At 35.9% G+C, this 24467-nt stretch carries 23 protein-coding genes; 12 read left to right on the top strand and 11 right to left on the bottom strand.

Features of this window, described 5'->3' with window-relative positions; all coding sequences use genetic code 11:
* Nucleotides 1–191 precede the first annotated feature (191 nt).
* On the bottom strand, nucleotides 192–3626 hold the full coding sequence (locus EQG68_RS10975) for a methylmalonyl-CoA mutase family protein (protein ID WP_129464938.1): 3435 nt from the start codon (nucleotides 3624–3626) through the stop codon (nucleotides 192–194).
* 391 nt (nucleotides 3627–4017) lie between these two features.
* Here EQG68_RS10975 and EQG68_RS10970 point away from each other — a divergent pair, with 391 nt between their 5' ends.
* Nucleotides 4018–4728 carry a DUF4197 domain-containing protein gene (locus tag EQG68_RS10970; protein ID WP_129464937.1) on the top strand — a complete coding sequence of 237 codons (711 nt, stop codon included), beginning with the start codon at nucleotides 4018–4020 and terminating at the stop codon, nucleotides 4726–4728.
* Nucleotides 4729–5002: 274 nt separating this feature from the next.
* Here the strand turns inward: EQG68_RS10970 and EQG68_RS10965 are convergent, their stop codons facing one another.
* Nucleotides 5003–5788, bottom strand: coding sequence for an alpha/beta fold hydrolase (locus EQG68_RS10965; protein ID WP_129464936.1), 786 nt, complete (start codon nucleotides 5786–5788; stop codon nucleotides 5003–5005).
* Nucleotides 5789–5903: 115 nt separating this feature from the next.
* Here EQG68_RS10965 and EQG68_RS15065 point away from each other — a divergent pair, with 115 nt between their 5' ends.
* Complete coding sequence (locus tag EQG68_RS15065) at nucleotides 5904–6059, top strand: hypothetical protein (protein WP_164975437.1); 156 nt, start codon at nucleotides 5904–5906, stop codon at nucleotides 6057–6059.
* Here the strand turns inward: EQG68_RS15065 and EQG68_RS10960 are convergent.
* From EQG68_RS10960 to prfA, 4 genes are all read right to left on the bottom strand, one after another.
* On the bottom strand, nucleotides 6054–6845 hold the full coding sequence (locus EQG68_RS10960) for an ABC transporter substrate-binding protein (protein WP_129464935.1): 792 nt from the start codon (nucleotides 6843–6845) through the stop codon (nucleotides 6054–6056). The two genes, EQG68_RS15065 and EQG68_RS10960, sit on opposite strands and share 6 nt — an antisense overlap.
* Before the next feature lie 35 nt (nucleotides 6846–6880).
* The gene (locus EQG68_RS10955) at nucleotides 6881–7378 is read right to left on the bottom strand and encodes a hypothetical protein (protein WP_129464934.1); all 498 of its coding nucleotides are present in this window, start codon (nucleotides 7376–7378) and stop codon (nucleotides 6881–6883) included.
* A 1-nt stretch (nucleotide 7379) separates the two neighbouring features.
* The gene (pyrF, locus tag EQG68_RS10950) at nucleotides 7380–8198 is read right to left on the bottom strand and encodes an orotidine-5'-phosphate decarboxylase (RefSeq protein WP_129464933.1); all 819 of its coding nucleotides are present in this window, start codon (nucleotides 8196–8198) and stop codon (nucleotides 7380–7382) included.
* 97 nt (nucleotides 8199–8295) lie between these two features.
* A complete protein-coding gene (gene prfA / locus EQG68_RS10945) occupies nucleotides 8296–9369 on the bottom strand; it encodes a peptide chain release factor 1 (RefSeq protein ID WP_129464932.1) in 1074 nt (357 codons plus the stop codon).
* Between the two features lie 107 nt (nucleotides 9370–9476).
* Here prfA and EQG68_RS10940 point away from each other — a divergent pair, with 107 nt between their 5' ends.
* The 5 genes from EQG68_RS10940 to EQG68_RS10920 all read left to right on the top strand — a co-directional run bounded on the left by EQG68_RS10940 (nucleotide 9477) and on the right by EQG68_RS10920 (nucleotide 15613).
* Entirely contained in the window at nucleotides 9477–9941 is a 465-nt protein-coding gene (locus tag EQG68_RS10940; RefSeq protein WP_129464931.1) for a DUF6265 family protein, read from the top strand.
* Nucleotides 9942–10025: 84 nt separating this feature from the next.
* Nucleotides 10026–10487: a Na(+)-translocating NADH-quinone reductase subunit F gene (locus EQG68_RS10935; RefSeq protein WP_129464930.1), complete on the top strand. Its 462-nt coding sequence runs from the start codon at nucleotides 10026–10028 to the stop codon at nucleotides 10485–10487.
* Nucleotides 10488–10676: 189 nt separating this feature from the next.
* Nucleotides 10677–11648 carry a hypothetical protein gene (locus EQG68_RS10930; RefSeq protein WP_129464929.1) on the top strand — a complete coding sequence of 324 codons (972 nt, stop codon included), beginning with the start codon at nucleotides 10677–10679 and terminating at the stop codon, nucleotides 11646–11648.
* A 343-nt stretch (nucleotides 11649–11991) separates the two neighbouring features.
* Nucleotides 11992–14361 (top strand): TonB-dependent receptor, encoded by a 2370-nt coding sequence (locus EQG68_RS10925; RefSeq protein WP_129464928.1) that lies wholly within the window; start codon nucleotides 11992–11994, stop codon nucleotides 14359–14361.
* A 61-nt stretch (nucleotides 14362–14422) separates the two neighbouring features.
* Nucleotides 14423–15613: a PepSY-associated TM helix domain-containing protein gene (locus tag EQG68_RS10920; RefSeq protein ID WP_129464927.1), complete on the top strand. Its 1191-nt coding sequence runs from the start codon at nucleotides 14423–14425 to the stop codon at nucleotides 15611–15613.
* A gap of 72 nt (nucleotides 15614–15685) precedes the next feature.
* On the opposite strand, the gene EQG68_RS10915 is transcribed toward EQG68_RS10920, so the two are convergent.
* Nucleotides 15686–17146 carry an aminoacyl-histidine dipeptidase gene (locus tag EQG68_RS10915; RefSeq protein WP_129464926.1) on the bottom strand — a complete coding sequence of 487 codons (1461 nt, stop codon included), beginning with the start codon at nucleotides 17144–17146 and terminating at the stop codon, nucleotides 15686–15688.
* Nucleotides 17147–17268: 122 nt separating this feature from the next.
* Entirely contained in the window at nucleotides 17269–17526 is a 258-nt protein-coding gene (locus EQG68_RS10910; protein ID WP_129464925.1) for a (2Fe-2S) ferredoxin domain-containing protein, read from the bottom strand.
* 136 nt (nucleotides 17527–17662) lie between these two features.
* On the opposite strand from EQG68_RS10910, the gene EQG68_RS10905 reads away from it, so the two are divergent.
* A complete protein-coding gene (locus tag EQG68_RS10905) occupies nucleotides 17663–18718 on the top strand; it encodes a DUF3810 domain-containing protein (protein WP_317125521.1) in 1056 nt (351 codons plus the stop codon).
* A 66-nt stretch (nucleotides 18719–18784) separates the two neighbouring features.
* Here EQG68_RS10905 and EQG68_RS10900 read toward each other — a convergent pair whose 3' ends face one another.
* On the bottom strand, nucleotides 18785–20089 hold the full coding sequence (locus EQG68_RS10900; RefSeq protein WP_129464924.1) for an NAD(P)/FAD-dependent oxidoreductase: 1305 nt from the start codon (nucleotides 20087–20089) through the stop codon (nucleotides 18785–18787).
* Nucleotides 20090–20548: 459 nt separating this feature from the next.
* On the opposite strand from EQG68_RS10900, the gene EQG68_RS10895 reads away from it, so the two are divergent.
* Together EQG68_RS10895 and EQG68_RS10890 are read left to right on the top strand one after the other, a co-directional pair.
* Nucleotides 20549–21043: an RNA polymerase sigma factor gene (locus EQG68_RS10895; protein ID WP_129464923.1), complete on the top strand. Its 495-nt coding sequence runs from the start codon at nucleotides 20549–20551 to the stop codon at nucleotides 21041–21043.
* Between the two features lie 4 nt (nucleotides 21044–21047).
* On the top strand, nucleotides 21048–21689 hold the full coding sequence (locus tag EQG68_RS10890) for a hypothetical protein (RefSeq protein WP_129464922.1): 642 nt from the start codon (nucleotides 21048–21050) through the stop codon (nucleotides 21687–21689).
* On the opposite strand, the gene EQG68_RS10885 is transcribed toward EQG68_RS10890, so the two are convergent.
* Together EQG68_RS10885 and EQG68_RS10880 are read right to left on the bottom strand one after the other, a co-directional pair.
* Nucleotides 21686–22489, bottom strand: a complete 804-nt coding sequence (locus tag EQG68_RS10885) for a lysophospholipid acyltransferase family protein (RefSeq protein WP_129464921.1) — start codon at nucleotides 22487–22489, stop codon at nucleotides 21686–21688. The two genes, EQG68_RS10890 and EQG68_RS10885, sit on opposite strands and share 4 nt — an antisense overlap.
* 50 nt (nucleotides 22490–22539) lie before the next feature.
* Complete coding sequence (locus EQG68_RS10880; protein WP_129464920.1) at nucleotides 22540–23178, bottom strand: NUDIX hydrolase; 639 nt, start codon at nucleotides 23176–23178, stop codon at nucleotides 22540–22542.
* On the opposite strand from EQG68_RS10880, the gene EQG68_RS10875 reads away from it, so the two are divergent.
* Together EQG68_RS10875 and EQG68_RS10870 are read left to right on the top strand one after the other, a co-directional pair.
* Nucleotides 23167–23871, top strand: a complete 705-nt coding sequence (locus EQG68_RS10875) for a peptidylprolyl isomerase (RefSeq protein ID WP_129464919.1) — start codon at nucleotides 23167–23169, stop codon at nucleotides 23869–23871. The two genes, EQG68_RS10880 and EQG68_RS10875, sit on opposite strands and share 12 nt — an antisense overlap.
* Complete coding sequence (locus EQG68_RS10870; protein ID WP_129464918.1) at nucleotides 23871–24314, top strand: DUF4268 domain-containing protein; 444 nt, start codon at nucleotides 23871–23873, stop codon at nucleotides 24312–24314. The genes EQG68_RS10875 and EQG68_RS10870 overlap by 1 nt, the downstream gene beginning before the upstream one ends.
* The last annotated feature ends 153 nt before the right edge of the window (nucleotides 24315–24467 follow it).

The following is a 24467-nucleotide window of genomic DNA, read 5'->3' as shown; positions in this document are numbered from 1 at the left end:
TAAAATAAATTCTGAATTCAAATTTTATTATTTGTGTTTTGATTTTTTACTACCTCAAGTATATAACCGTATTCAGGAAGTATCCTCCTGACTTCGAAGCAAATAATAATTCCTTTTTAAGAAATAGACACAGCTCTTATTATCACAAACAAAAAGGACAACTCCCGTCATCCTTTTCAAATATTATAGAATTACATATTCCTCCTATACTGCCCACCCACTTCAAACAACGCACTCGTAATTTGTCCTAACGAACAATATTTGGTGGCTTCCATCAAGCGTTCAAAAAGGTTTTGGTTTTTGATGGCGGCTTCTTGCAAGCTGTTCAATTGCTCTTTTACCTTTTCGGCATGCAGTTGATGTAAGGTTTCCAACGTGTTAATCTGGAATTGTTTTTCGTCTTCGGTGGCACGAATCACTTCCGCCGGAATCACCGTGGGCGAACCTTTGGAACTCAAAAATGTATTTACCCCAATTATCGGGAATTCACCTGTGTGTTTCAAGGTTTCATAATATAACGATTCTTCTTGAATTTTAGAACGTTGGTACATGGTTTCCATCGCACCCAACACACCACCACGCTCGGTGATGCGATCGAATTCCTGTAAAACTGCTTCTTCTACTAAATCCGTCAATTCTTCAATGATGAACGAACCTTGAATCGGGTTTTCGTTTTTGGCTAATCCTAATTCTTTGTTGATAATCAACTGAATCGCCATCGCACGACGCACCGATTCTTCCGTTGGTGTGGTAATGGCTTCGTCATACGCATTGGTGTGCAACGAGTTACAGTTGTCGTAAATTGCATACAAGGCTTGTAACGTCGTACGAATGTCGTTAAAATCAATTTCCTGAGCATGCAACGAACGTCCGGACGTTTGAATATGGTATTTCAACATCTGAGCTCTTTCGTTGGCTCCGTATTTATTTTTCATGGCTTTTGCCCAAATTTTTCTTGCCACACGACCAATCACCGCATATTCCGGATCGATTCCGTTAGAGAAAAAGAAGGATAAATTCGGACCGAAATCGTTGATGTTCATGCCACGGCTCAAATAATATTCCACGTACGTGAAACCATTCGCCAACGTAAACGCCAATTGCGTGATCGGATTAGCTCCTGCTTCGGCAATATGATACCCTGAAATAGAAACCGAATAGAAGTTTCTAACATTCTTCTGAATGAAATATTCCTGCACGTCGCCCATTAATCGCAAAGCAAATTCAGTGGAGAAAATACAGGTATTTTGTGCTTGATCTTCTTTTAAAATATCGGCTTGCACCGTACCGCGAACTTGGGCTAAGGTTTTGATTTTGATGTCTTGGTACACGTCTTGCGGAAGCACTTGGTCTCCCGTTACGCCTAACAACATCAAACCTAAACCGTTGTTTCCTTTGGGAAGTTCGCCGTTATAGCGAGGTCTTTCAAAACCTTTTTTCTTATAAATCTCGTTGATTTTTTCTTCTACCTCGTCTTGTAAATTGTTTTCCAAAATGTATTTTTCACAATTTTGGTCAATGGCGGCATTCATGAAAAATCCTAACAACATCGGAGCCGGACCGTTGATGGTCATACTCACCGAAGTCATCGGATGACTCAAATCAAAACCGGAATACAACTTTTTCGCATCATCCAAACAACAAATCGAAACCCCGGCATTCCCGATTTTTCCGTAAATATCCGGACGATAATCCGGGTCATTTCCATACAACGTCACCGAGTCAAATGCGGTGGACAAACGTTTGGCCGGCATTCCCAAACTCACGTAGTGAAAACGGCGATTGGTGCGTTCCGGTCCGCCTTCTCCGGCAAACATGCGGGTCGGGTCCTCGCCTTCTCGCTTAAACGGATACAATCCGGAAGTAAAAGGGAATTCTCCCGGCACGTTTTCTTGTAAATTCCATTTTAAAATATCGCCCCACGCTTGGTATTTCGGCAAGGCTACTTTTGGAATTTGTGAATGCGAAAGCGATTCGGTATGCGTTTGAATTTTGATTTCTTTGTTGCGAACTTTAAACGAATAAATCGGGTTTTTGTATTTGTTTACTTTTTCGTCCCAATTCAAAATGATTTCCCAGTTGAAAGGATCAAGGTTCATTTTTACCCGGTCGAATTCTTTGGTTAATAAACTTAAAAATTCTTGGTTGGTTGAAGATTGAGCGGCTTGTAATTGCTCTTCATTCAAACCGTATTTCGTTAAACCTAACTTGTTAATATGACCAACGGATTCGATGGTTTTGTAAATTCCATATAATTTTTGAGCGACTTCCACTTGCGATAAAACCGTTTCATCGTACTTGCGATTATTCTCTGAAATCTCCGAAAGATAACGCGTTCTGTGTGGCGGAATCACGAAGATTTTCTCGCTCATTTCACGTGTAATTTCGAAAGTCGATTGCAAATCGGCACCCGTTTTTTCCACGATTTTGTCCATCACTTTTTTGTACAGTGTGTTCATTCCCGGATCATTGAATTGCGAAGCAATCGTACCGAAAACAGGCAATGAATCCAAATCGGCATCCCACAAATTATGGTTGCGTTGGTATTGTTTTTTCACATCGCGAAGAGCATCGAGTGAACCTCTTTTGTCGAATTTATTGATGGCAACTAAATCGGCAAAATCCAACATATCGATTTTTTCCAATTGCGTGGCAGCACCGAATTCAGGAGTCATCACGTATAACGAAACATCCGAATGTTCTAAAATTTCGGTATCACTTTGACCAATTCCGGAAGTTTCCAGAATAATGATGTCGTATTTTGCTGCTTTGAGCACTTGAATGGCTTCGGCAACATATTTTGATAACGCTAAATTCGATTGACGTGTAGCCAACGAACGCATGTAAACGCGAGGATTATTGATAGCATTCATTCGGATTCTATCACCTAACAACGCTCCGCCTGTCTTTCTTTTGGATGGGTCAACTGAAATCAAACCGATGGTCTTTTCAGGGAAATCGATTAGAAAACGACGCACTAATTCATCTACTAAGGATGATTTTCCGGCTCCACCTGTTCCGGTGATTCCGAGAACTGGAATTTTGGAGGTTTCATTTTTCTTGTGAATGGTATCGAGCGTTTCTTTTGCGATGTCCGGGAAATTTTCTGCGGCTGAAATTACTCTTGCAATCGCTCTTGGATTTTTTTCTTCCAAATGATTCGCTTCACCATTCAAATTATCACCAATAGGAAAATCGGCTTTTTGCACCAAATCATTAATCATTCCTTGTAAACCCATCGCACGACCGTCATCGGGAGAATAAATGCGAGTGATGCCGTAATCGTGTAAATCTTTGATTTCTTCAGGAAGGATAACACCTCCTCCACCGCCAAATATTTTGATGTGACCTGCTCCTTTTTCTTTGAGCAAATCATGCATGTATTTGAAATATTCGTTGTGACCACCTTGGTAGGAAGTCATGGCAATTGCATTGGCATCTTCTTGAATGGCCGTGTTTACGACTTCTTCTACGCTTCGGTCATGACCCAGATGAATGACTTCTACACCCGTGGCTTGAATGATCCGACGCATGATATTGATGGCGGCATCGTGACCGTCAAAAAGAGATGCAGCGGTTACAATTCTTACTTTATTTTTAGGAATATAAGGAGTTGCTTGTTCCATTGATAAAAAAATGATGTTTTTGAGGGTGCAATTTACGGAATTAATAAAAAATAATAGCGGTTTTTTTGTTTTCTGTTGTTGGTTTTCTGTTTTCTATTTTTTGAACACAGATTTTTAAAATTGGAGGAATTATTTGTTAGGGTTTTGCCACGAAGTTGGAAAGGCAACATCTAATTGGAACGCGGATTGGACGGATTAGCTGAAGCTAAACGCGGATTTTGACGGATTTTATTAGTTTCACGCAGAGACGCAAAGTCGCAAAGTTTAAAACTTTATTTTATTACTTTGTGGTTTTGCGACTTTGCGTGAAAATGAAACCTAAAGCTTAACAACCCAAACTCGAAAAAAGGCATGGTAATTGCTTATTTTTGGACTATAAATTTTATCTACTATGAAAAAAACAATTTTACTTTTATGTGCCTTTACATTTTTTAGCTGTGCGGAAATGCAACAAATTGCGGCTCAATTGCCTCAAACTAATGGAATTCTTGGTAATGCAGATATTGCCAATGGGTTAAAAGAAGCGTTGAACAATGGCATAGACAAACAAGTTTCAAAACTGACCAAAACGGACGGGTTTTTTAAGAACGAAGCCGTGAAAATTTTACTTCCTGATGAATTAAAAATGGTGGATTCCCGATTACGAGCATTAGGTTTATCGAGTTTGGCCGATGAAGGGTTAAAAGTATTGAACCGTGCTGCAGAAGATGCGGTGAAAGAAGCCACGCCTATTTTTGTGGATGCAGTGAAACAAATGACCTTTAATGATGCTAAAAATATTTTGATGGGCAATCAAACGGCGGCGACTTCTTATTTGCAGAATTCGACTTCAACCGCGTTGTATGCCAAATTTAATCCGGTGATTAAAAATTCGTTTGCAAAAGTGGGAGCGGATAAGGTTTGGGAAAATATTATTACCCGGTATAATTCAATTCCGTTAGTGAAAAAAGTAAATCCCGATTTAACCGATTACACCACCAAAGAAGCAATGGAAGGTGTATTTAAAATGATTGCTGTGGAAGAAAAAGAAATCCGTACGAATTTGAGTGCTAGAAGTTCAGATTTGTTGAAAAGGGTTTTTGCGATGCAGGATAAGAAATAACCTCCCCCCAACCCCCTCCAAAAGAGGGGGAGACGAGACGTGAAAAATTTAGCAAAAATTTGAAGTGCTTAGTGTAAGTTATTATCTAGATGGGTAAATGGTTATGGGTTTACTGCTTTATCTAAATTTTTAATAATCAATAACATATATATAACAAATGCTTAACATTACAAACGATTTTTTCTTGCGATATTTGTAACATAAAATTTAAGGTTTGTTTGGTTAGAGTTAGTTAGTAAAAAAGAAGTCAGTGATTGAGACCGCTGACTTTTTTTTATGCTTTAGACCGAACAAAAGAGATGACAGCCGAATTGAACTGTAGCGGTTGCTCAACGTTTACCACATGTCCGCAATTTTCTATCACAAATAATTCTGCTGTTTTATAGTGTTTTTCAACCACTTGTTTTACAGAAGGTAAAAACATATAATCTTCTTCACCCATCACATAAAGTGTTGGAATATTGATTTCCACTTGACGAAACCAGCGAAGCACCGGATTGATTTCTGCCGTCAATTTAAACCATTTGATGAATTCTTTTTGGTATAATTTTTTGGCTTCGTTGATAAAAAGTAAACGCGATTGTTTGTGATTTTTTTTAGGCATAATCACAAAAGCAAAAAAGCGATAGAGTACTAAATAAGGTAAAACGTATTTAAAAATATTTCCCAAACGCATGAGAATTTGCGAGCGGAAATTCATTTTCAGAATCGCTCCACCCATGATCATCGATTTTACTCGGGTAGGATGCATTTCTGCCAATTGTCTGATCACAATGGTTCCGAGAGAAATGCCAACAAAATGCGACTTTTCAATTTTTAAATGCTCGACTACTTCATACACATCTTGAGCGATGGATTGAAAGGTATATTTTTGATTAAAACCGTTTTTGAATGTTGGTTTTGATTCGCCGTGCCCACGCAAATCGAGCAACAAAACATTAAAATGCTTTTGAAACGCTCTGATTTGTTTGAACCAAATAGAGGAACTTCCGCCGGCACCATGAACAAAGGTCACCCATTCAGTACTGCTTTCATTTCGGTAAATCGTATGTGCAATCAAGGCTTCAGATTTTGAACAAAAATAGTCTTTTTATCCACAAATGCAATCTTAACAAATCTTAATGAAAATTTAATGTTTAAATAATATATCTTTGTCGAAACAAATTTTACCCCAAATGAAAGGCGTATTTAAAGAAAATAAAGACTTAATTTTTTTGAAAGAAGAGTTCACCAACTTTGTGAAAAAGAAAAAACAAAATCCAACAGATAAATCAAAAAAAGCTTCTACTCCACAAAAAGAGGAACTTGTTTTAGAAGAAGTTGAATTATAGTTTTTGATGCAGTTGTTTGAAATAATCAAACGCTTTCAATAAGCGACTCCCGTACCAAGAAAACATTTCGCCATCCACAAAAATGGTTTTAGCGTGATGTGTGTTCCGACCGATTTCAAAGGCATGTTCATCTTTGAAGGGAAACGGTTCTGAAGATAAAAACACAACTTCCGGGTCGCCTTCTTTTCGAATTTTTTCCAATTCAATTTCCGGATAACGTCCTTTTTCCACATAAATATTTTGAAATCGATTCAAAGTGAGCATTTCATTGATAAACGTATCTTTTCCGGCAACCATATAGGGATTCGCCCAAATAAAATAGGCCACTTTTCGAAAAGGTTTATCCTTAATAAATTGTTGAAAATCATGGTACGCAAAAGTGATTTTATCGTTCCATTTTTGAGCTTCAGTGCGTTTGTTAAAGAGCTTTCCAAAATCAGCAATCATTTGCAAATTATCTTCTATCGTAACAATATTAGTAACCCAAACCGGACAAATTTTACTCAATTCTTTGACGATTTCTTTGGTGTTTTCTTCTTTGTTAGCAATGATAATGTCGGGTTGAAGGGCTTCTATTTTGTCAAACTTCACTTGCTTAGTTCCACCAATAATTTGTTTGGTGGCTTTCAAATGATTTGGATGAACGCAGAATTTGGTAATGCCTACAATTTCCTCTTCCAATCCTAAATCGTATAACAATTCCGTTTGCGAGGGAACGAGGGAGATGATTCGTTTGGGAGTGGTTTTGAAAGAGTGTTCAATGCCAAGTTGGTCGATACAGTTCATAGAAACTTTATACTAAAATAAAGAAATTCATAACTCTATTTGTCAAAATATTCAGCTATTCTTTTATAATTTGTAAGCAATAAATATCCCAAGATAATATTGACACAACTTACTGTTAACCCAAAATAATCTACTTTTTGAGCATCAATCCCATAGGTACTAACTTCTTTTTTAAAGGCATTAACAATGTGGTATAAAAAACTCGGAACATAATCTATCACTAAAAAAAATCCCACTAACAATATAGCAAGTTTGAGTATCATTAAAGAATTCATGTTTCCTAAAATGATATTTTCATCATCAAATCCTTTTTCCAATTCAAGCTTATTAATAATTAAATCTGCTTTGGAAATTAATAAGAAACAAAAAAATGTGATGACCAAGAATCCGCCTAGAGAAATAAATAAATACGAATAGTCTTTATAAAGAAAAAAAGTTGAAATCATTTCCGGAAGAAACATAAACAAACTAATTATGAATGAATAAAGCCCGAATATTTTGATAAGCAATCGAAAAAAATCTCTTTTTGTCATTTTAATTTGTTTTTAAAATTTCTTTCATTTCCTCCTGCATCTTTAAAGCCTCTTCTCTTGCTTTTTCAGCAAAATCAGCTCCATTCGAAGCATAAATAATACCGCGGGAAGAATTGATTAATAAACCTACATTAGCGTTTATTCCGTATTTGCAGACTTCCTGCAAACTTCCTCCCTGTGCTCCTACGCCCGGAACTAAAAGAAAACTATCAGGAATAATTTTTCGGATTTCAGTGAAATATTCTGCTTTTGTCGCACCAACCACATACATCAAATTTTGACTGTTTTTCCACGTTTTGGAAGTTTCTATAACGTGTCTGTACAATTCTTTTCCTTCAGATCGTTTCGTTTGAAAATCGAATGCTCCTTCGTTGGAAGTTAGAGCCAATAAAATTGTATGTTTATTTTCAAAAGCCAAAAACGGTTCCACGGAATCTTTTCCCATATACGGAGCAACCGTAACCGAATCAAAATCCAAATCTTCCAAAAAAGCTTTGGCATACATGGTCGAAGTATTACCGATATCGCCTCGTTTCGCATCGGCTATGGTAAACATTTCAGGATAATTTTCATTGATATATTGAATTGTTTTTTGAAGAGATTGCCAACCTTTTAACCCATACGCTTCATAAAATGCGGTATTCGGTTTATAGGAAACACATAAATCATGAGTAGCATCGATAATGGCTTTGTTGAATTCAAAAATCGGATCATCTGACGCTATAAGATGTGGCGGAATTTTAGTCAAATCCACATCCAAACCGATGCATAAAAATGATTTTTTTTGATGAATTTGTTCAATTAGTTGTGTTGTAGTCATAGGAGTTGTTTGTTACAAAGTTCTCAAAAAAATATGAATTGTAAAGTATAAAAAAAGCCCAACTTTTTGGAGTGGGCTTTCTTGACTTGTAGGTGGATTAAAACACTTCTGATTCTTTCAGTTTTTCAGTATTGGCTACCAACTGCAACTCGTCAATCATTTTTTGAATATTTCCGTTCATGAATCCATCTAAATCGAAAATACTTAATCCAATACGGTGATCTGTAATTCGACCTTGAGCATAATTATAAGTACGAATTTTTGCCGAACGGTCGCCGCTGCTTACTTGTGATGTACGTTTGGTTGCATCTTCCGCTTGCTTTTTGGCTAATTCCAATTCATATAAACGTGAACGCAAAACAGTTAATGCTTTGTCTTTATTTTTATGTTGCGATTTTTCATCCTGACATTGAGCCACCAATCCTGTTGGGATATGCGTCATCCGAACGGCCGATTTTGTTGTATTCACCGACTGACCTCCGGGACCAGATGAACAGAAATAATCAATCCGCACATCGTTCATGTCGATTTGCACATCAAATTCTTCCGCTTCCGGTAAAACCATTACAGTTGCTGCTGATGTATGTACACGTCCTTGTGTTTCTGTTTGGGGTACACGTTGCACACGGTGAACGCCTGCTTCAAATTTCAAGGTCCCGTAGACATCCTCACCGGTTACTTCAAAAATGATTTCTTTAAAACCACCGGCAGTTCCTTCGTTCATATCCACCACAGACGTTCTCCAGCCTTTGCTTTCACAATATTTGGTGTACATGCGGTATAAATCTCCGGCAAAAATCGACGCTTCATCACCACCTGTTCCGGCACGAACTTCCACCATTACGTTTTTAGCATCTTCCGGATCTTTAGGTATCAACATGAACTTGATTTCTTCTTCTAATTCAGGAAGTCTTTCTTTGGCATCGTCCAATTCCATTTTGGCCATTTCTACCATTTCGGCATCCGAACCATCAGCAATAATTTCATTGGCTTCTGCTATATTTTGGGTCAAACGGATGTATTCTTCACGCTTGTCCACCAACCCTTTTAAGGTTTTATATTCTTGGTTCAATTGCACATAACGCTTCTGATCGGCAATCACATCCGGCTGAATAATCAAATCGGAAATCTCGTCGAAACGTTGTTTTACATATTGTAATCTGTCTAACATAGTTGTAGTACTCTATTTTGGAGTGCAAAAGTACGATTTTTTGTTTCAAGTTTCAAGTTTCTCATTTCAATGTTTTGTTGTAGTATTGTTTAATCAAATCATCCATCATGAAAAACATAATTTACATCGTATCCACACTACTATTTTGCTGTTTTTCCTGCCAACAGAAACCGTCTTTCAAAAAATTAGAGAAAGCCAATTGGTTTTTAGGAAGATGGGAAAACAAAACACCTGATGGTACTTTTTCTGAAGAATGGAAAGTTGAAAATGATACTGTTTTGAAAGGTGAAAGTTATTTCATCAACGGAAAAGATACTTTGTTTGCTGAAACAGTTCGATTAGTTCAACGTCAAAGTGATTTATTTTACATCGTCACTGTTTCCAATCAAAATGAAGAAAAACCGGTAGCTTTTAAATTAACCTCTTCCATTTCCGATTATTTAGTTTTTGAAAACCCTGAACACGATTTTCCCAAAAAAATCACCTACAAATTAGTGACCAGAGATAGTTTGTATGCCGAAATTAGTGGCGATGGGAAAAAACAAGGTTTTCCGTTTAAGAAAGTACATTAATTTTTTGTCCTGAAAAGTTAACGATTGTTCCATGCTTGGTTATGAAATTATGCTTAAATTTGACTGTATTCAAACAATTACGTCATGGAAACTTCAAAAAGATTTAATGAGGCCGTCAATAAATTGTATAAAGCTTTTCACGAAAACAACTTAAAACCTTTGTCGTTTCAGCATTGTGCAGTAGGTACTATTTTGGACCACAAAACGTATTGGAAAGAGTTTTCAGATGCTAATGGCAGCTTACAATTAAACTATGTTGGTTTGGTTCACCAACGACTGGAAAGAAAATTCAATGGTTATTCCCCATTGGAACTATTGGAAATTGAAAAAACGTTCTTGCAAGCCTGTGGATATCAACTGCCACTTCATCACAGTACTTTTTCCTCAAAAAAGGAAAGCAAAAAGGTTTTATTTAAAGGTTTAGAAGCGGTCATTGCTCAACTTTGTGTTTTTGATCGTATACCTAATGTGATGGATTGTAGTAAGTTGTTTGATTTTGGTGGGAATAAAAGACAAACGGAAGTTCAAGAATTTGTTGGGGTTTGATTGAAACTGATTCGTTGATTTTGAATCGAAAGATTAAGAAGTTTTTAGTGGTGATAATTGAAAGGATTTTTTTATGTTTGGGAGAGTGAAAATTGTTTTATCTTACATATAAATACTATGACATGGAAATAAGTCTCATTTTATCTAACATGAATAAGCTATTTATAATGCAAAAAAAATCTGCAAATAATGAAACATCAATTACCAGCCATAAATAATCCAGACATATTTGAAGATATGATTTCTGACTTATTTAACATTCTTGATTCTACAAATTCATATAAACGATTTGGTAAGAATGGTCATAAACAAAAAGGAATTGACATTTTTTCTTCTGAAAAGGATGTTGCAATTCAATGCAAAAAGAAAGATCTTTCAAGAAAAGATGTGATTATAAGAAGAGAATTGTTCAAAGATATTGAAGATGACGTAAATCAAGTTTTAAATAATGGATTAAAAATTAAAATAACTAAACTTTACATCATATCAACATATAATGATCATCCTGATTTAGATGAATTTTGTGATGAACTGAAAGAAAATTTAAAAACAGAATTTGAAAATATTTACTGGGGTTGGCAAACAATAGAAAACAGAGTTTCTAATCACAAAGGCTTACTAGAAAAATATTGGTCAAATTTTATTATTAAACTACCTACCAGTGAGCAAGAATTTAAAAGAAACTTCGACCTCAGAAAAAAAATAAAAATAGATTTTGCTGATTGGCTAAATTTTCGTTTAGAAAATCGCAAAAGGAACTCAAAAATGATAATTCGTGCGTTTGATGGAACTCAGTACCCTTTTTCAAATAAACCAGATGAAAATGGAAATTATTCTTGGTTTGGTGCTGAACTGTTCGGCCTATATCATAATGGAATGGAGTTTATGATTGAAAGGTTAACAATAGATGTTTTTCCTGATAATAAGTGGAAATATAAAGCAAATGAAAAAGACAAAGACTACGAAACAATTTTTGTATTAAAGATTGGACAAATAAATTTTGCAGATATTGTCGACTATGATATCGATGGAGACGAACACTATAACCGAGCTATCATTTTCTGTAAATTTAAACATGAAGGATTACCTTTTGAAAATTATTACTATAGAAATTGCAGAAAAATGTATCAATCATTTGAAATTTGTGACATTAAAGAATAAAATGCACAACTGTTGATAGAATCTATAAGTTAAAATTGTTTTCTTAACCATTCGCTATTAATTTATTTAACATAAAAAAATCCCAACTTTCATCGGGATTCTCTATTTTCTATTCTCCATATTCTTAATTTCTCACCGGTATATTCTCCAAAATCTCCAACACAAATTTCCAAAAAATCAAAACTTATTCAAGTCAAAATAATTACAAAACATTGTAACTGACTCTCAACATCTTACTTCTTTCTAATTTAATTTATTTAAAATTAATCTAAATAAACTTTGTGTTTTTAAATACAACCTTTATTTTTGCAATGTTATTTTTAATTAATCTAAATAAGTTATAATGAAATCTATACTCTATGTCCTTACACTCATGCTTAGTTTTTCTGGCATTCAAGCTCAATCTGGATATATTACCGGAATGGTTAAAAACAATCAAAATCAACCTTTAGAAAACGTAAATGTGAGTCTAATTGGAACTTCAAAGGGAAGTAAAACCAATACCGACGGTTCTTTTGTTATCACAAACCTTGAAAACGAAACCTACACTCTGCAGTTCTCGCATTTGGGCTATGCAAATCAAGAAGTTACCGTTAACCTAAACCAATTGAGTCATTTGGGTACCATTACCCTTCAAGAAAAAAATCAATCGCTTGAAGAAATTGTACTCAACGGAAAAGTCAACAAATACCGAAGAGAGGAAAGCACCGTAGTTTCTAAAATGCCCTTGAAAGACATTGAAAATCCTCAAGTTTACAACGCCATTCCGGCTGAACTTTTGAAAGAACAAGTGGTTACGAATTTTAATGATGCTCTTAAAAACGCTACCGGAGTAACCCGACTTTGGGAATCTACGGGAAGAAATGGCGATGGAGCCGAATACTATTCTATGCGTGGTTTTTCGGTTCAACCAACGATGACTAATGGACTACCCTCGTTAACCAACACAACCATTGATCCTATTAATGTAGACAATATCGAAGTCATCAAAGGACCATCAGGAACTTTGTTTGGAAGCAGTGTCATTTCCTATGGAGGTTTAATTAACGTTGTAACCAAAAAAACATACGATCGATTGGGTGGCGAAATAAGTTACATCAACGGTACCTACGGGAGCAATCGAGTGACAGCGGATATTAATATTCCAATGAATGACAAAGCAGCCCTTCGGGTCAATACGGCTTACACCACCGAAGAATCGTTTCAAGATGCCGGATTTTCCAATGCTTTTTTCATTGCACCTTCTTTAAAATATCAAGTGAATGACAAATTGACTTTTTTGGTAAACACCGAGTTTTATAAAAATACCTCGGCTAGACAAAGTATGATTTTCCTAAGTCGTTTTGCTCCGCTTTCTTTTGACAAAATGAGCTTGTTTGAACAAAACTACAAGAGATCATTTACTTCCAACAATTTGACCATGACCAATAATTCGTTCAACATGCAAATGCAAGCGTTGTATAAACTTTCAGAAAATTGGACTTCGCAAACGGTTTTATCTAAAAGCTCAACCAAAACCAATGGATACTATCAGTATTTATGGGATTCTGCCAATGGTGATGAATTCACACGTTTCATTTCGAAAGCAGACGGAACGTTTTACACCACCGATATCCAACAAAATTTCATTGGTGATTTTAAAATCGGGAAAATGAGAAATCGTTTAGTTGCCGGATTGGATTATTACAATTCCCGATTAATCAACGGCGGATCCGGTTGGGTAGCCAATGGAACCGTATCATTAGTAAACGGAACCGATACCGGAATTTTAACACAAGCCGGAACCAATGCTCTTTTAACCGATAGTTTTGCCGGAAATACCGAAGCCAGTCAAGAAATAATGAGTGCATATGTTTCAGACGTATTGAATATTACTGATAAATTATCGGTAATGGCAAGTTTGCGTTTGGACTATTTTGATGGAAAAACATCACAATACGATGCCCAAGAAACCAAAGGTCAAGTAGCCGTTTCACCAAAACTGGGTGCAGTGTATCAATTGATTGAAAACAAAGTTTCGGTTTTTGGTAACTATATGAATGGTTTTCAAAATGTAGCTCCCGTTACTGTTGCCGATTTGGATGGTAGCAACCCAAGAACCAAAGAATTCGACCCCGAACAAGCCAATCAGTATGAATTCGGTTTAAAAACCAGTCTGTACAAAGATGTAATTTCGGCTTCTATTAGTTATTACAACATTCTGGTAAAAGACCGAGTAATAACCGACCCAAACAACATTAACAATTCCATTCAAGGAGGTGAAGTTCAAAGCCAAGGTATTGAAATCAGTATCGTTGCCAATCCGATAAAAGGATTGAACATTATCACCGGTTTCAGTCACAATGAGGCCGAAGTAACCAAAGAAACTACGGGTGAAGGGTATTTAGGTTTACGTCCCGAAGAAGCCGGACCGGAAACCTTGGTGAACTTTTGGGCCAACTATTTATTTACCGAAGGCCAATTCAAAGGATTCGGAATTGGTTTTGGCGGAAATTATGCCAGCGAATACAAAACCCTAAACAGAGCCAATACCGGAACGTTTGCCTTACCTTCTTACACGGTTTTAAATTCGGCTTTATCGTATGATAGTCCAAAGTTTACGGTTTCCTTAAAATTGAACAATATTTTAAATGAAAAATACTATTCGGGTTGGTCAACTGTAACGCCACAACGTTTGCGAAGCATCAACGCCGGTATAACCTACAAATTTTAATTCACTCCGTTTGATTCAAAATAAGCTCCTCATTGCGATGGGGAATTTTTAGCATTTTACTATGAAAAATACACCATTCAAAAAAGGAATTCGAAAGCTGCATCTTTGGTTGGGTTTATCAACAGGTTTGATTGTATTTTTGATTTCGATTACCGGAGCCATTTATGTCTTTCAGGAGGAAATTACCCATTATCTTCGTATGGATGCCATCTATCATTACGAGGAAAACATCGCTTCTAAAAAACCGCTTTCGGTAAAAGTTTTAGAGCAAAAAGTGGATGTGTTTACGAATGAAAAATATCCCATTCACTGGGTAACGATTCCGATTGATAAAAGCCGAAGCTACATTTTTTATTACTACGAACGCAATCCGGATGGCTGGAATTTTTATGATGAATATTTGGTTTACAAGTCGGTGTATGTAAATCCGTTTACAGGAGAAATTCGGGGTGTTTATGATGAAACCACCGATTTTTTCAACATCATCAAATCCATCCATTTTAGTTTTATGCTAAATACCGAATGGGGAACGTATGTGTGTGGCATTCCAACCTTGATTTTTCTGTTTATGCTCATTTCGGGAATTATTTTATGGTGGCCCAAAAACAAAAAAGCCAGCAAACAACGTTTTGCTTTTCGTTGGGAAAACGTCAAAAGCTGGAAACGCAAAAACTATGACTTGCACAATATTTTAGGATTTTACGTTTCGTCGTTAGCTTTTGTAGTAGCCTTTACCGGATTGTTTTATGCGTTTTTCTTTATTCAAGCTATTTTGTATTTTGTGTTTTCGGGCGGAAGCACTACCTATCCTGATTTTTCGCACATTCAAACCCAAGCTCCTATTGAAATGCGTAATGAACACACCTTGGATAAAATTGCCCAACAAGTGGAAGCTCTATATCCCGATGCGTTTCAATACAGTTTAGATTTGGGCTATGACCATTTAGACGACCACAAACATCCCAATTATGATGTGTTTGTCAAGCAACTGTCCTACTCCTATCATGTGAATCACAGTTTGATTTTTGATGAAAATTCGGGGGAGTTATTGCACCAACATTCGCACCAAGACAAAAATCTTGGCGAAAAAGCCGTTGCCGCCAATTACGACATACATATTGGTGCTATTTTTGGTATTTGGAGCAAAGTTTTAGCTCTGATTATCAGTCTCGTTTGTGCCTCATTACCCGTTACCGGATTTTTAATTTGGTGGGGGAGAAGAAATAAAAATAAAACCAAAGAGATTTTATAATTACAAAGCCACAGATTCACTGTTAAAAGGTATAAATCAGCGAATCTGTGGCAAATAAACTTTAAAAGGAAACTACTTCACCGGAATATTTTCCAAAATCTCCAACACAAACTTCCAATATTTTTGTGCCGATGAAATCGAGGCACGTTCATCCGGAGAGTGAGCCCCGTGAATCGTTGGTCCAAAAGAAATCATATCCATTTTTGGGTAATTGGTTCCTAAAATTCCACACTCTAAACCGGCGTGACAAGCCACCACATTGGGTTTGGTGCCGTTTTGTTTCTCGTAAATATTTACCAAAACATCTAAAATGGGGGAATTCACATTGGGTGTCCAACCGGGATAACTGCCGCTAAACGTTACTTCGCAACCCATTAACTCAAAGGCAGAACGCAAGGCATTTGCTAATTCAAATTTAGACGTTTCCACGGAAGAACGCGTTAAACATTGTACCGAAATAGTACCATCTTTCACAGTAACTTTCGCAATATTATTAGAAGTTTCCACCAAATCAGCCATATCAGCACTCATGCGATACACACCATTATGAGCCGCATAAATCGCACGAATCAATCCTTCTTGAACGCCTAATTCCATTACTTTTTCCGGTAATTGGGTTTCGGTAATTTCGATGGTTAAATTCGGTTCAGTGGTTTTGAATTCTTTTTTAATATCATCGATTACTTCTTGCATATCCAATTGAAACGATCCTTCATAAATAGCCGAAATAATTACTTTTGCCACACTTTCTCTTGGAATGGCGTTGCGTAAACTTCCTCCGTTGATTTCTGCAATTTGCAAACCAAAATTTTCAAAACCATCAAACAACAAACGATTCATGATTTTGTTGGCATTGCCTAAACCTTTGTGAATATCCATTCCGGAGTGGCCTCCTTTAAGACCTTTTACGGTGATGATAAAAGCCAATGAATTTTCAGGAATTGGTTCTTCTTCATAGGTTCTGGTAGCCGTAACATCTACACCACCGGCACAACCAATATCGATTTCATCGTCTTCTTCGGTATCTAAATTCAACAGAATTTCACCGTTTAGCAAACCGCCTTTTAAACCCATTGCTCCGGTCATGCCGGTTTCTTCGTCAATGGTAAAAAGGGCTTCTATTGCCGGATGCGGGATGTCGTTGCTTTCCAAAATCGCCATGATGGTCGCTACGCCCAAACCGTTGTCAGCTCCCAAAGTAGTTCCTTTGGCACGGACCCAATCGCCATCTACATACATTTCAATGCCTTGCGTATCAAAGTCGAAAATTGTATCGTTATTTTTTTGATGCACCATGTCTAAATGCGATTGCATTACTATGGTTTTTCTATTTTCCATGCCTGGAATTGCCGGTTTTTTAATGATGACGTTTCCTACTTCATCTTTGAGGGTTTCAAGACCTAATTGCTTTCCGAAATCCATCATAAACGCAATCACGCGTTCTTCTTTTTTTGACGGACGAGGAACCGCGTTTAAGTCGGCAAATTTATTCCAAAGGGCTTTGGGTTCGAGGTTTCTGATTTCTTGGTTCATTTTTTATGAGTTGCTGAGATTCTGAGTTACTTAGTTTTTCAGTAATGCAAAGTTACAAAGAAAATGAACCAATTTTTGATTTGAAAAGTGTAAAGTTTTTATAAAATCAGGAAGAAAATAATTTAAGCGATATGCTTCTCAAAGAGTTTTTTAGCCTCCTTAGTAGAAACTTTGCCCACACATTCATTTTTGTGAATGCATAAAACCGGAGCTTGTTTACACATGCCTTGGCATTTCATTTTTTCAATCGCAACTTTTTCTTTTAAGCCATTGTCTTTGACCAAGTCTTTCAGACAATCTTTGATTTCTTTGTTGTATTTACAGCATTTTTTGCCGTCGCAGAAATAAATTACTTTTTCCGATTTTTTTGCTTTTCTCATGATTGAAAAATGATGTTACAAAAGTAAAAATATTATTCTTATTTATTCTAAATAAAGAAGTTAAAATTATTAAAATTTCGCTAAACATTTTACCTACTACCTATAACCCATCCCCTTTTCATATATTTGACCAACTATGATTCAGAAAAAATACATTCTTCCACTTTTGCTATTGATACAACTCATTGTATTAAAAATCACTTCGTTATTTCCGAAGTTTATAGAAGAGTATTACAGTAATGGAATCTATCCTGTTATTTCTAAAGTTTCAAGAATAACTTTCGGATTTACAAAGGTTTCCATTGGTGATGTGATTTACGGAATCGTTTTGTTCTTCGTATTCCGATGGTTTTGGAACGTGCGAAAAACATGGAAAATCAGTTGGAAAGACAATTTGTTGAAAGTATTGAGTTTTGCGTCAGTTTTTTATTTTTTGTTTCATTTTTTATGGGCAACCAATTATCATCGGATTCCGATGTATGAAAAACTGGAAATCGAAAAAGAATATTCGATTGAAGAATTGGAAGCTTTCACCTTAAAAATGATTAAAAAAACGAATGCTATTCATAAACAAATCACGAAAAACGATTCGGTGAAAGTGATCGTTCCCTACTCTACTCAAGAAATTTTTGATTTGAGTGTGAAAAGTTATACTTCTGTTGAAAAAGAATTTCCTTTTTTAAAATACGAAAAAACAAGCATCAAACCCTCATTAATCAGCGTTCCGTTGAGTTATATGGGATTTGGTGGCTATTTGAATCCGTTTACGAATGAAGCCCAAGTAAATGACCGATTACCAAAATATAATTTCCCAACCACCACCTTACACGAAATGGCTCATCAAATTGGGTATGCCAGCGAAAGTGAAGCCAACTTTATCGGGTTTTTAACTTCCATCAAGAGTGAAGATGTTTATTTTCAATATTCAGGTTATAGTTTTGCGGTAAAACATTGTCTCCGAAATTTAGAACGGATTGAAGAAGGGCGAAGCGAAAAATTTCTTTCCTTACTCAATCCCGGAATTCTTAAAAACTTTGATGAAAGCAAACAATTTCATGAAGAATACGAAACCTTTTTGGAACCGATTTTCAAAACTTTTTACGACAACTTCTTAAAATTCAATCAACAAAAAGACGGTTTGGAAGGGTATAGCAAGTTTGTTGGATTGATGATTGGAATGGAAAGTAAGTAGGGAGTTAGGAGTAATTAGTTGGGAGAATTACTCCAAACTACCTACTCCAAACTAATAACTCTCGACTTAAACTTCATCCGCCACAAAAGACGTCACATCTTTCTTTTTAAAAGGTCTTATAATCAATCGTCCTTCGCGATCTAAACGGATGTAATTGTAAATCCAATTGGTCAGTACAACGGCTTTATTTTTAAATCCGATGAGGGAGAATAAGTGCACAAATATCCATACAAACCAAGCAAAAACGCCGCTAAAGTGAAATTTGGGTAAGTCCACCACGGCTTTGTTTCTACCAATGGTTGCCATGGAACCTTTGTCATTGTATACAAAAGGTTTGAGGGGTTTTTTATTGATTTTGCTGACGATGTTTTCGCCTAACCATTTCCCTTGTTGCATGGCCGGTTGAGCCATCATAGGATGTCCTTTTGGATATTGTTCAGTCATCATCGCCGCAATATCACCAATGGCAAAGATGTTATCATAGCCTTCTACCTGGTTGAACTCATTTACTTTCAAGCGTTCCGCACGTGGAATTATCGCATTGGAATCAATTCCGGCCGGTAAAGCTCCTTGAACACCGGCTGTCCAAATCACGGTAGCCGAATTAAAAGTTAAATCCGTATTGGTAGTTACTGTGCTGCCATCATAACCAGTAACGCGAACATTCTTCCAAACATTAACCCCTAGATGTATGAGAAAATCTTCTGCTTCTTGTGAGGATTTTTCACTCATGGAATCTAAAATTCGATCGCTGGATTGAATGAGGTTGATTTGCATTTTTCGTACATCCAAATCGGGATAATCTTTGGGAAGAATGGCTTTTTTCATTTCGGCTAATGCTCCGGCTAATTCCACTCCGGTGGGTCCGCCACCAACAAGTACGAAATTGATCAAACTGTGTCGGTCGTGAATATCGTTGGTTAGCAACGCTTGCTCAAAATTTTCGAGAATTAGGCTTCGAATGTTGAGCGATTGTGGAATGGTTTTCATAGCCACACTGTTCCGTTCGATTTCTTTATTGCCAAAAAAATTGGTTTTGGAACCGGTGGCAATTACCAAATAATCATACCGCAACTCGCCAATGTCTGCTTTCACTTTTTGGTTTTGGGTATCAATTTCATTGACGAAACCCAAACGAAAGTAAAAATTTTGATATTCCTGCACCACTTTCCGAATGGGGTAGGCAATGGAACCGGCTTCGAGTCCACCTGTGGCTACTTGGTATAAAAGTGGTTGAAACGTATGATAATTGTGTTTGTCGATTAGAACGACTTGCACCCTTTTATTTTTGAGGCTTTTGGCGAGAGCAATTCCGGCAAATCCGCCACCGATGATGACGATTCTGGGAAGATTGGTATTTGGGATATTCATAGTTTTGAGTTACTGAGTTGCTGTGTTACTGAGCTACTGAGATTTTGTGTGACAAAGATAGTTGATTTTAACATTTGATGAATTATTCGTTTTTTTGAAAGACGGGAATTTAACTGAATTTTATCATATTTGAATGGAATGGATTTTTATTTGAACACAGATTTTTAAAATTGGAAAAATTAAAAAAATTTCAGACCGAATGAATAGAAAGTGAATAAACTTCTCTGAAAACTGCGACTGAAAACTGATAACCGACAACGAAAATAGCCCCGATAGCAGTGGAAAGCCTTTTGCAGGATTGTTGCATTTTTTCTTGGCAAAAAAAAGCGACCAACGGAAGCTCTTTTTTTGCCTTAGAAAAAAGCAACAAGACAAAAAAGCTTGGAACGGATAGCGGGAATAGCTTCTGAAAAAAATAGTACCTTGTAACAAATTTTACATTCAGACTACTAACACATCATGAGTAATCCACTAGAGCAATCTTTTGTTACGCAATTAAAGGAAAATCAGAACATCGTTCACAAGATTTGTCGTTTGTACACGTCGGGTGAGGATGCTCACAATGATTTATTCCAGGAAATTACGATTCAGTTATGGAAAGCGTATCCAAAATTTCGTGGCGACTCGAAATTTTCGACGTGGGCGTACCGAGTAGGATTGAATACGGCGATTACGTTGTACCGTAAAAGTACACGTTCCATAGCTACCACCGATATGGAAGGCAAAAAACAGTTTATTGCTCCCGATGATTACAATTATGAAGAAGAAGAGCAAATTAAATTGTTATACAAAGCCGTGCAACAATTGAATGACATTGAGAAAGCATTGGTTTTCATGTATTTGGAGGACAAAGATTATGAAGAAATTGCCGAAACGCTTGGTATTAGTGAAGTAAATGCACGAGTTAAAATGAACAGAATTAAAGGAAAATTAAAAAAAATAGTAAATCCGTAGGAATATGACTGAGGAATTAGATTTATTAAAAAAAGCTTGGAAAAAAGATCCGCATGTTTACGAACAAGTGACGGAAAACCAAATCTATCAAATGATTCACAAGCGATCGTCTTCTATTGTAAAATGGATTTTGATGATTAGCATTGCTGAATTGATTTTTTGGGCCGGAATTAGCTTTTTTACCGTGGATGACAATTATCTGGAGACGCTTGAAATGTATCATATTGATACTTTGTTTAAAGTATTATCGGTAATCAATTATATTATCATATTTATTTTTATTTATATGTTTTATAAAAATTTCAAGACCATATCAACGACCGATACCGTTAAAAAGTTGATGCGTTCCATTATAAAAACCCGAAAAACCGTTCAGTATTACATTTGGTATAATCTAGCGATGTTTGCTGTTATTTTCATTATAGTAGTTATTTCCCAAATTAATTATGACCCAAATATAAATTCGGTGTTGGAAAATGCAAAAGATAAAAATCCACAAGCCTTTTGGATTGTAATTGGGCTAACGTATTTTGTCTTATTTGCCGTAACTTTAGGATTGTTTTGGTTGTTTTATCGTTTGGTTTATGGATTTTTAATGAAACGATTACTTAAAAATTATGAAGAATTAAAGAAAATGGATTTTTAATACTCCCACATTCTTTTTTTATCTAATTCTTTTTGTTCTTCTAATACTTCTACCGGAATTACTTTAAGTAACGAAGGATGTTGTTCTATGGCGTACTCAATTTTTTCAACAATTTCTTCGATGGTTTCGTTGTCATAATCTATATCCAAGGGTTCTTTGATAACCATTGATTGTAGAATTCCTTTTTTCTTGATGCGAAGTCCTTTACGGTCAAAAGAACGTCTAAATCCATCGATTACAATAGGAACAACGATAGGTTTGTGTTGTTTGATTATATGAGCTGTGCCTTTTCTAACCGGTTTAAAAGACCGAGTTGTTCCTTGTGGAAAAGTAATTACCCAGCCATCTTCTAATGCAATTTTAATATTCTCTGTATCGTTTGGATTCACTTCTCGTTTAATATCTTTTCCTTTCGCCCGCCAAGTTCTTTCTACTGTGATAGCTCCGGCATAGGCTAAAATTCTTGGTAACAATCCTTCTTTCATGGTTTCACTGGCGGCAACATAATAAATATTTAACTTGGGTTGCCACAAGTATCCCACATTTTTTATATTATCCTCTCTCCCATTCAAGCTGGCATTAAATACATGAAACATGGCCACTACATCAGCAAAATAGGTTTGATGATTGGAAATAAACAACACATTTGTTTCCGGTAAATTTTTAATGATTTCAGAACCTTCAATATGCATTTCGTTGAAGCCACGATAACGCTGATGTGTCATCACCCCAAAAATACGGATGAGCCACTTTTTTAAAAACAATATATGACCAAATGGATTTCTTTTGAATAATCCCATTATAGAATAAATTGAAAAAATTGAATGCGAATTTATGAAATTAAGAACAATTAAAGAACCATTTTAATAGTTTCTTTCAATTCACTCATCATCATAGCAGTTGCTCCCCAAACAATATGTTCTTTCACTAAAAAAGCAGGAACATCTATTTCATTGGCATACGAAGTGGTTAATTTTCTAATCACCACATTATTATCATCCAAAAAATCGCGTAACGATAATTCAATGATACCGGCCACTTCGTCTTCTTGCAGGACAAATTCCAATTCTTTTTGACTTATTCCCAAAAAAGGGGAAACAAGAAAATTACTGGGCGGTATGTAAACTTCTGTAAACGATTTAACAATTTCAATATGTATTCTATTCACACCAATCTCCTCCTCTGCTTCCCGCAATGCGGTATGAGCTAGCGATTCATCTTCCAGTTCAACTTTCCCGCCCGGAAAAGCAATTTGTGATGAATGTACTCCGGGATAACTATTCCTAACTATCAAAACTAAATGGGTTTCATTATTCTTAGGATAAAATAACATCAAAACTGCAGCCTTTTTTGGATTATAAGAATTATAATCAATTTTATTTAATAATTCTTGTCTAAACAATGGGGCCATTTTTAAATGAGCACTTTTAGCCGGTAGCGATTCTTTTGCTATTTTTGGAACAAATTTTAAAAAATCATGAAATTCCATAAACTCATCCTTTTTTTGCCAATTGTTTTGCTGTATTCCTGTGAAAAGAAAACGAAAGATACTACAGAAAAAAATAGAGAACAAAAAATTGATTCAATTAACATAAAAAATATTACTCTAAAACCAAAATATGATTTAGAAACGGTAATTCTGACAGACGATAATGTAGTTGATTTTTTAACTTGGTATGGCGAAAGAAATCCCGAAAACAAAGTACTTATCGAAACAAAGTTTGGAAATATAGAAGTCGAATTATTCGACAAAACACCTTTACACCGAGCCAATTTTATCTATTTGGTCAAAAAAAACTATTTTAACACTACTTATTTTCATCGTGTGGTTAAAAATTTCATCATTCAAGGCGGAAACTCCGACGAATCCATTACTAAAAAAGATAGAAAAAACATTGGCAAATACCTCATTCCGTCCGAATTCAACAACAACCTTAAACACAATTACGGAGCTTTAGCCTCTGCAAGATTGTGGGAAGAAAACCCGAATAAACTAAGCAATCCTTACGAATTTTATCTTGTTCAAAACAAAAATGGAGCTCACCATTTAGACAATGAACACACCGTTTTTGGCAAAATAACAAAAGGTTTTGATGTCATGAACGAAATCGCCAACCAAGAAACCGACAAAAAAGAATTTCCACTTTTAAATATAAAAATCAAAGTAACCGTCATCAACTAATGTTCAGTAAAGAAGAAGCTCAGAAAATAAAGCGTGAATTTTGGATTACCTTCGCACAGGAATATCCTAGAAAATGGTTACTCTACAACACCAAAATAAAAGATGTAACCTTTAAATTCCATATTGATAATAAAAAAGCCATGGTCTCTTTAGATATTGAACCTAAAGACGAAGAACATCGTAAAATTTATTTCGAAAAAATTGAATCGCTCAAAACCATCCTTTTAGAAGAATATTTACCTGAAGCTATTTTCGAAAAAAACTTCCATCTCGAAAACGGAAAAATTATCAGCCGTATTTGGGTTGAATTAAACAATATCAGCATCAATAACAAATCCACATGGAACACAATTTTCAGCTTCTTTGCTGAAAAAATGGATTCCTTCGAATACTTCTTCTACGAACACGAAGAGTATATCAAAGACCTTGAAATAAATACTTAATTAAAATTTGGGCGTGACCACAAGGGTCGGGCTATCCGCTACAAGTCCTTGCTTGTCGTACCATCTCGCTGTGGGCTTTTCGCTACTATCCCTCACGCAGTTCAGTGTATCAAAGTAGTTCAAAAGAAATAAAACTCTATCATAATTATTTAA

It is taken from the genome of Flavobacterium piscinae (assembly GCF_004122145.1).
GTDB classification, from domain to species: domain Bacteria; phylum Bacteroidota; class Bacteroidia; order Flavobacteriales; family Flavobacteriaceae; genus Flavobacterium; species Flavobacterium piscinae.
The sequence above is the reverse complement of the archived record's forward strand: the minus strand, read 5'-3'. Positions and strand labels throughout refer to the sequence as shown.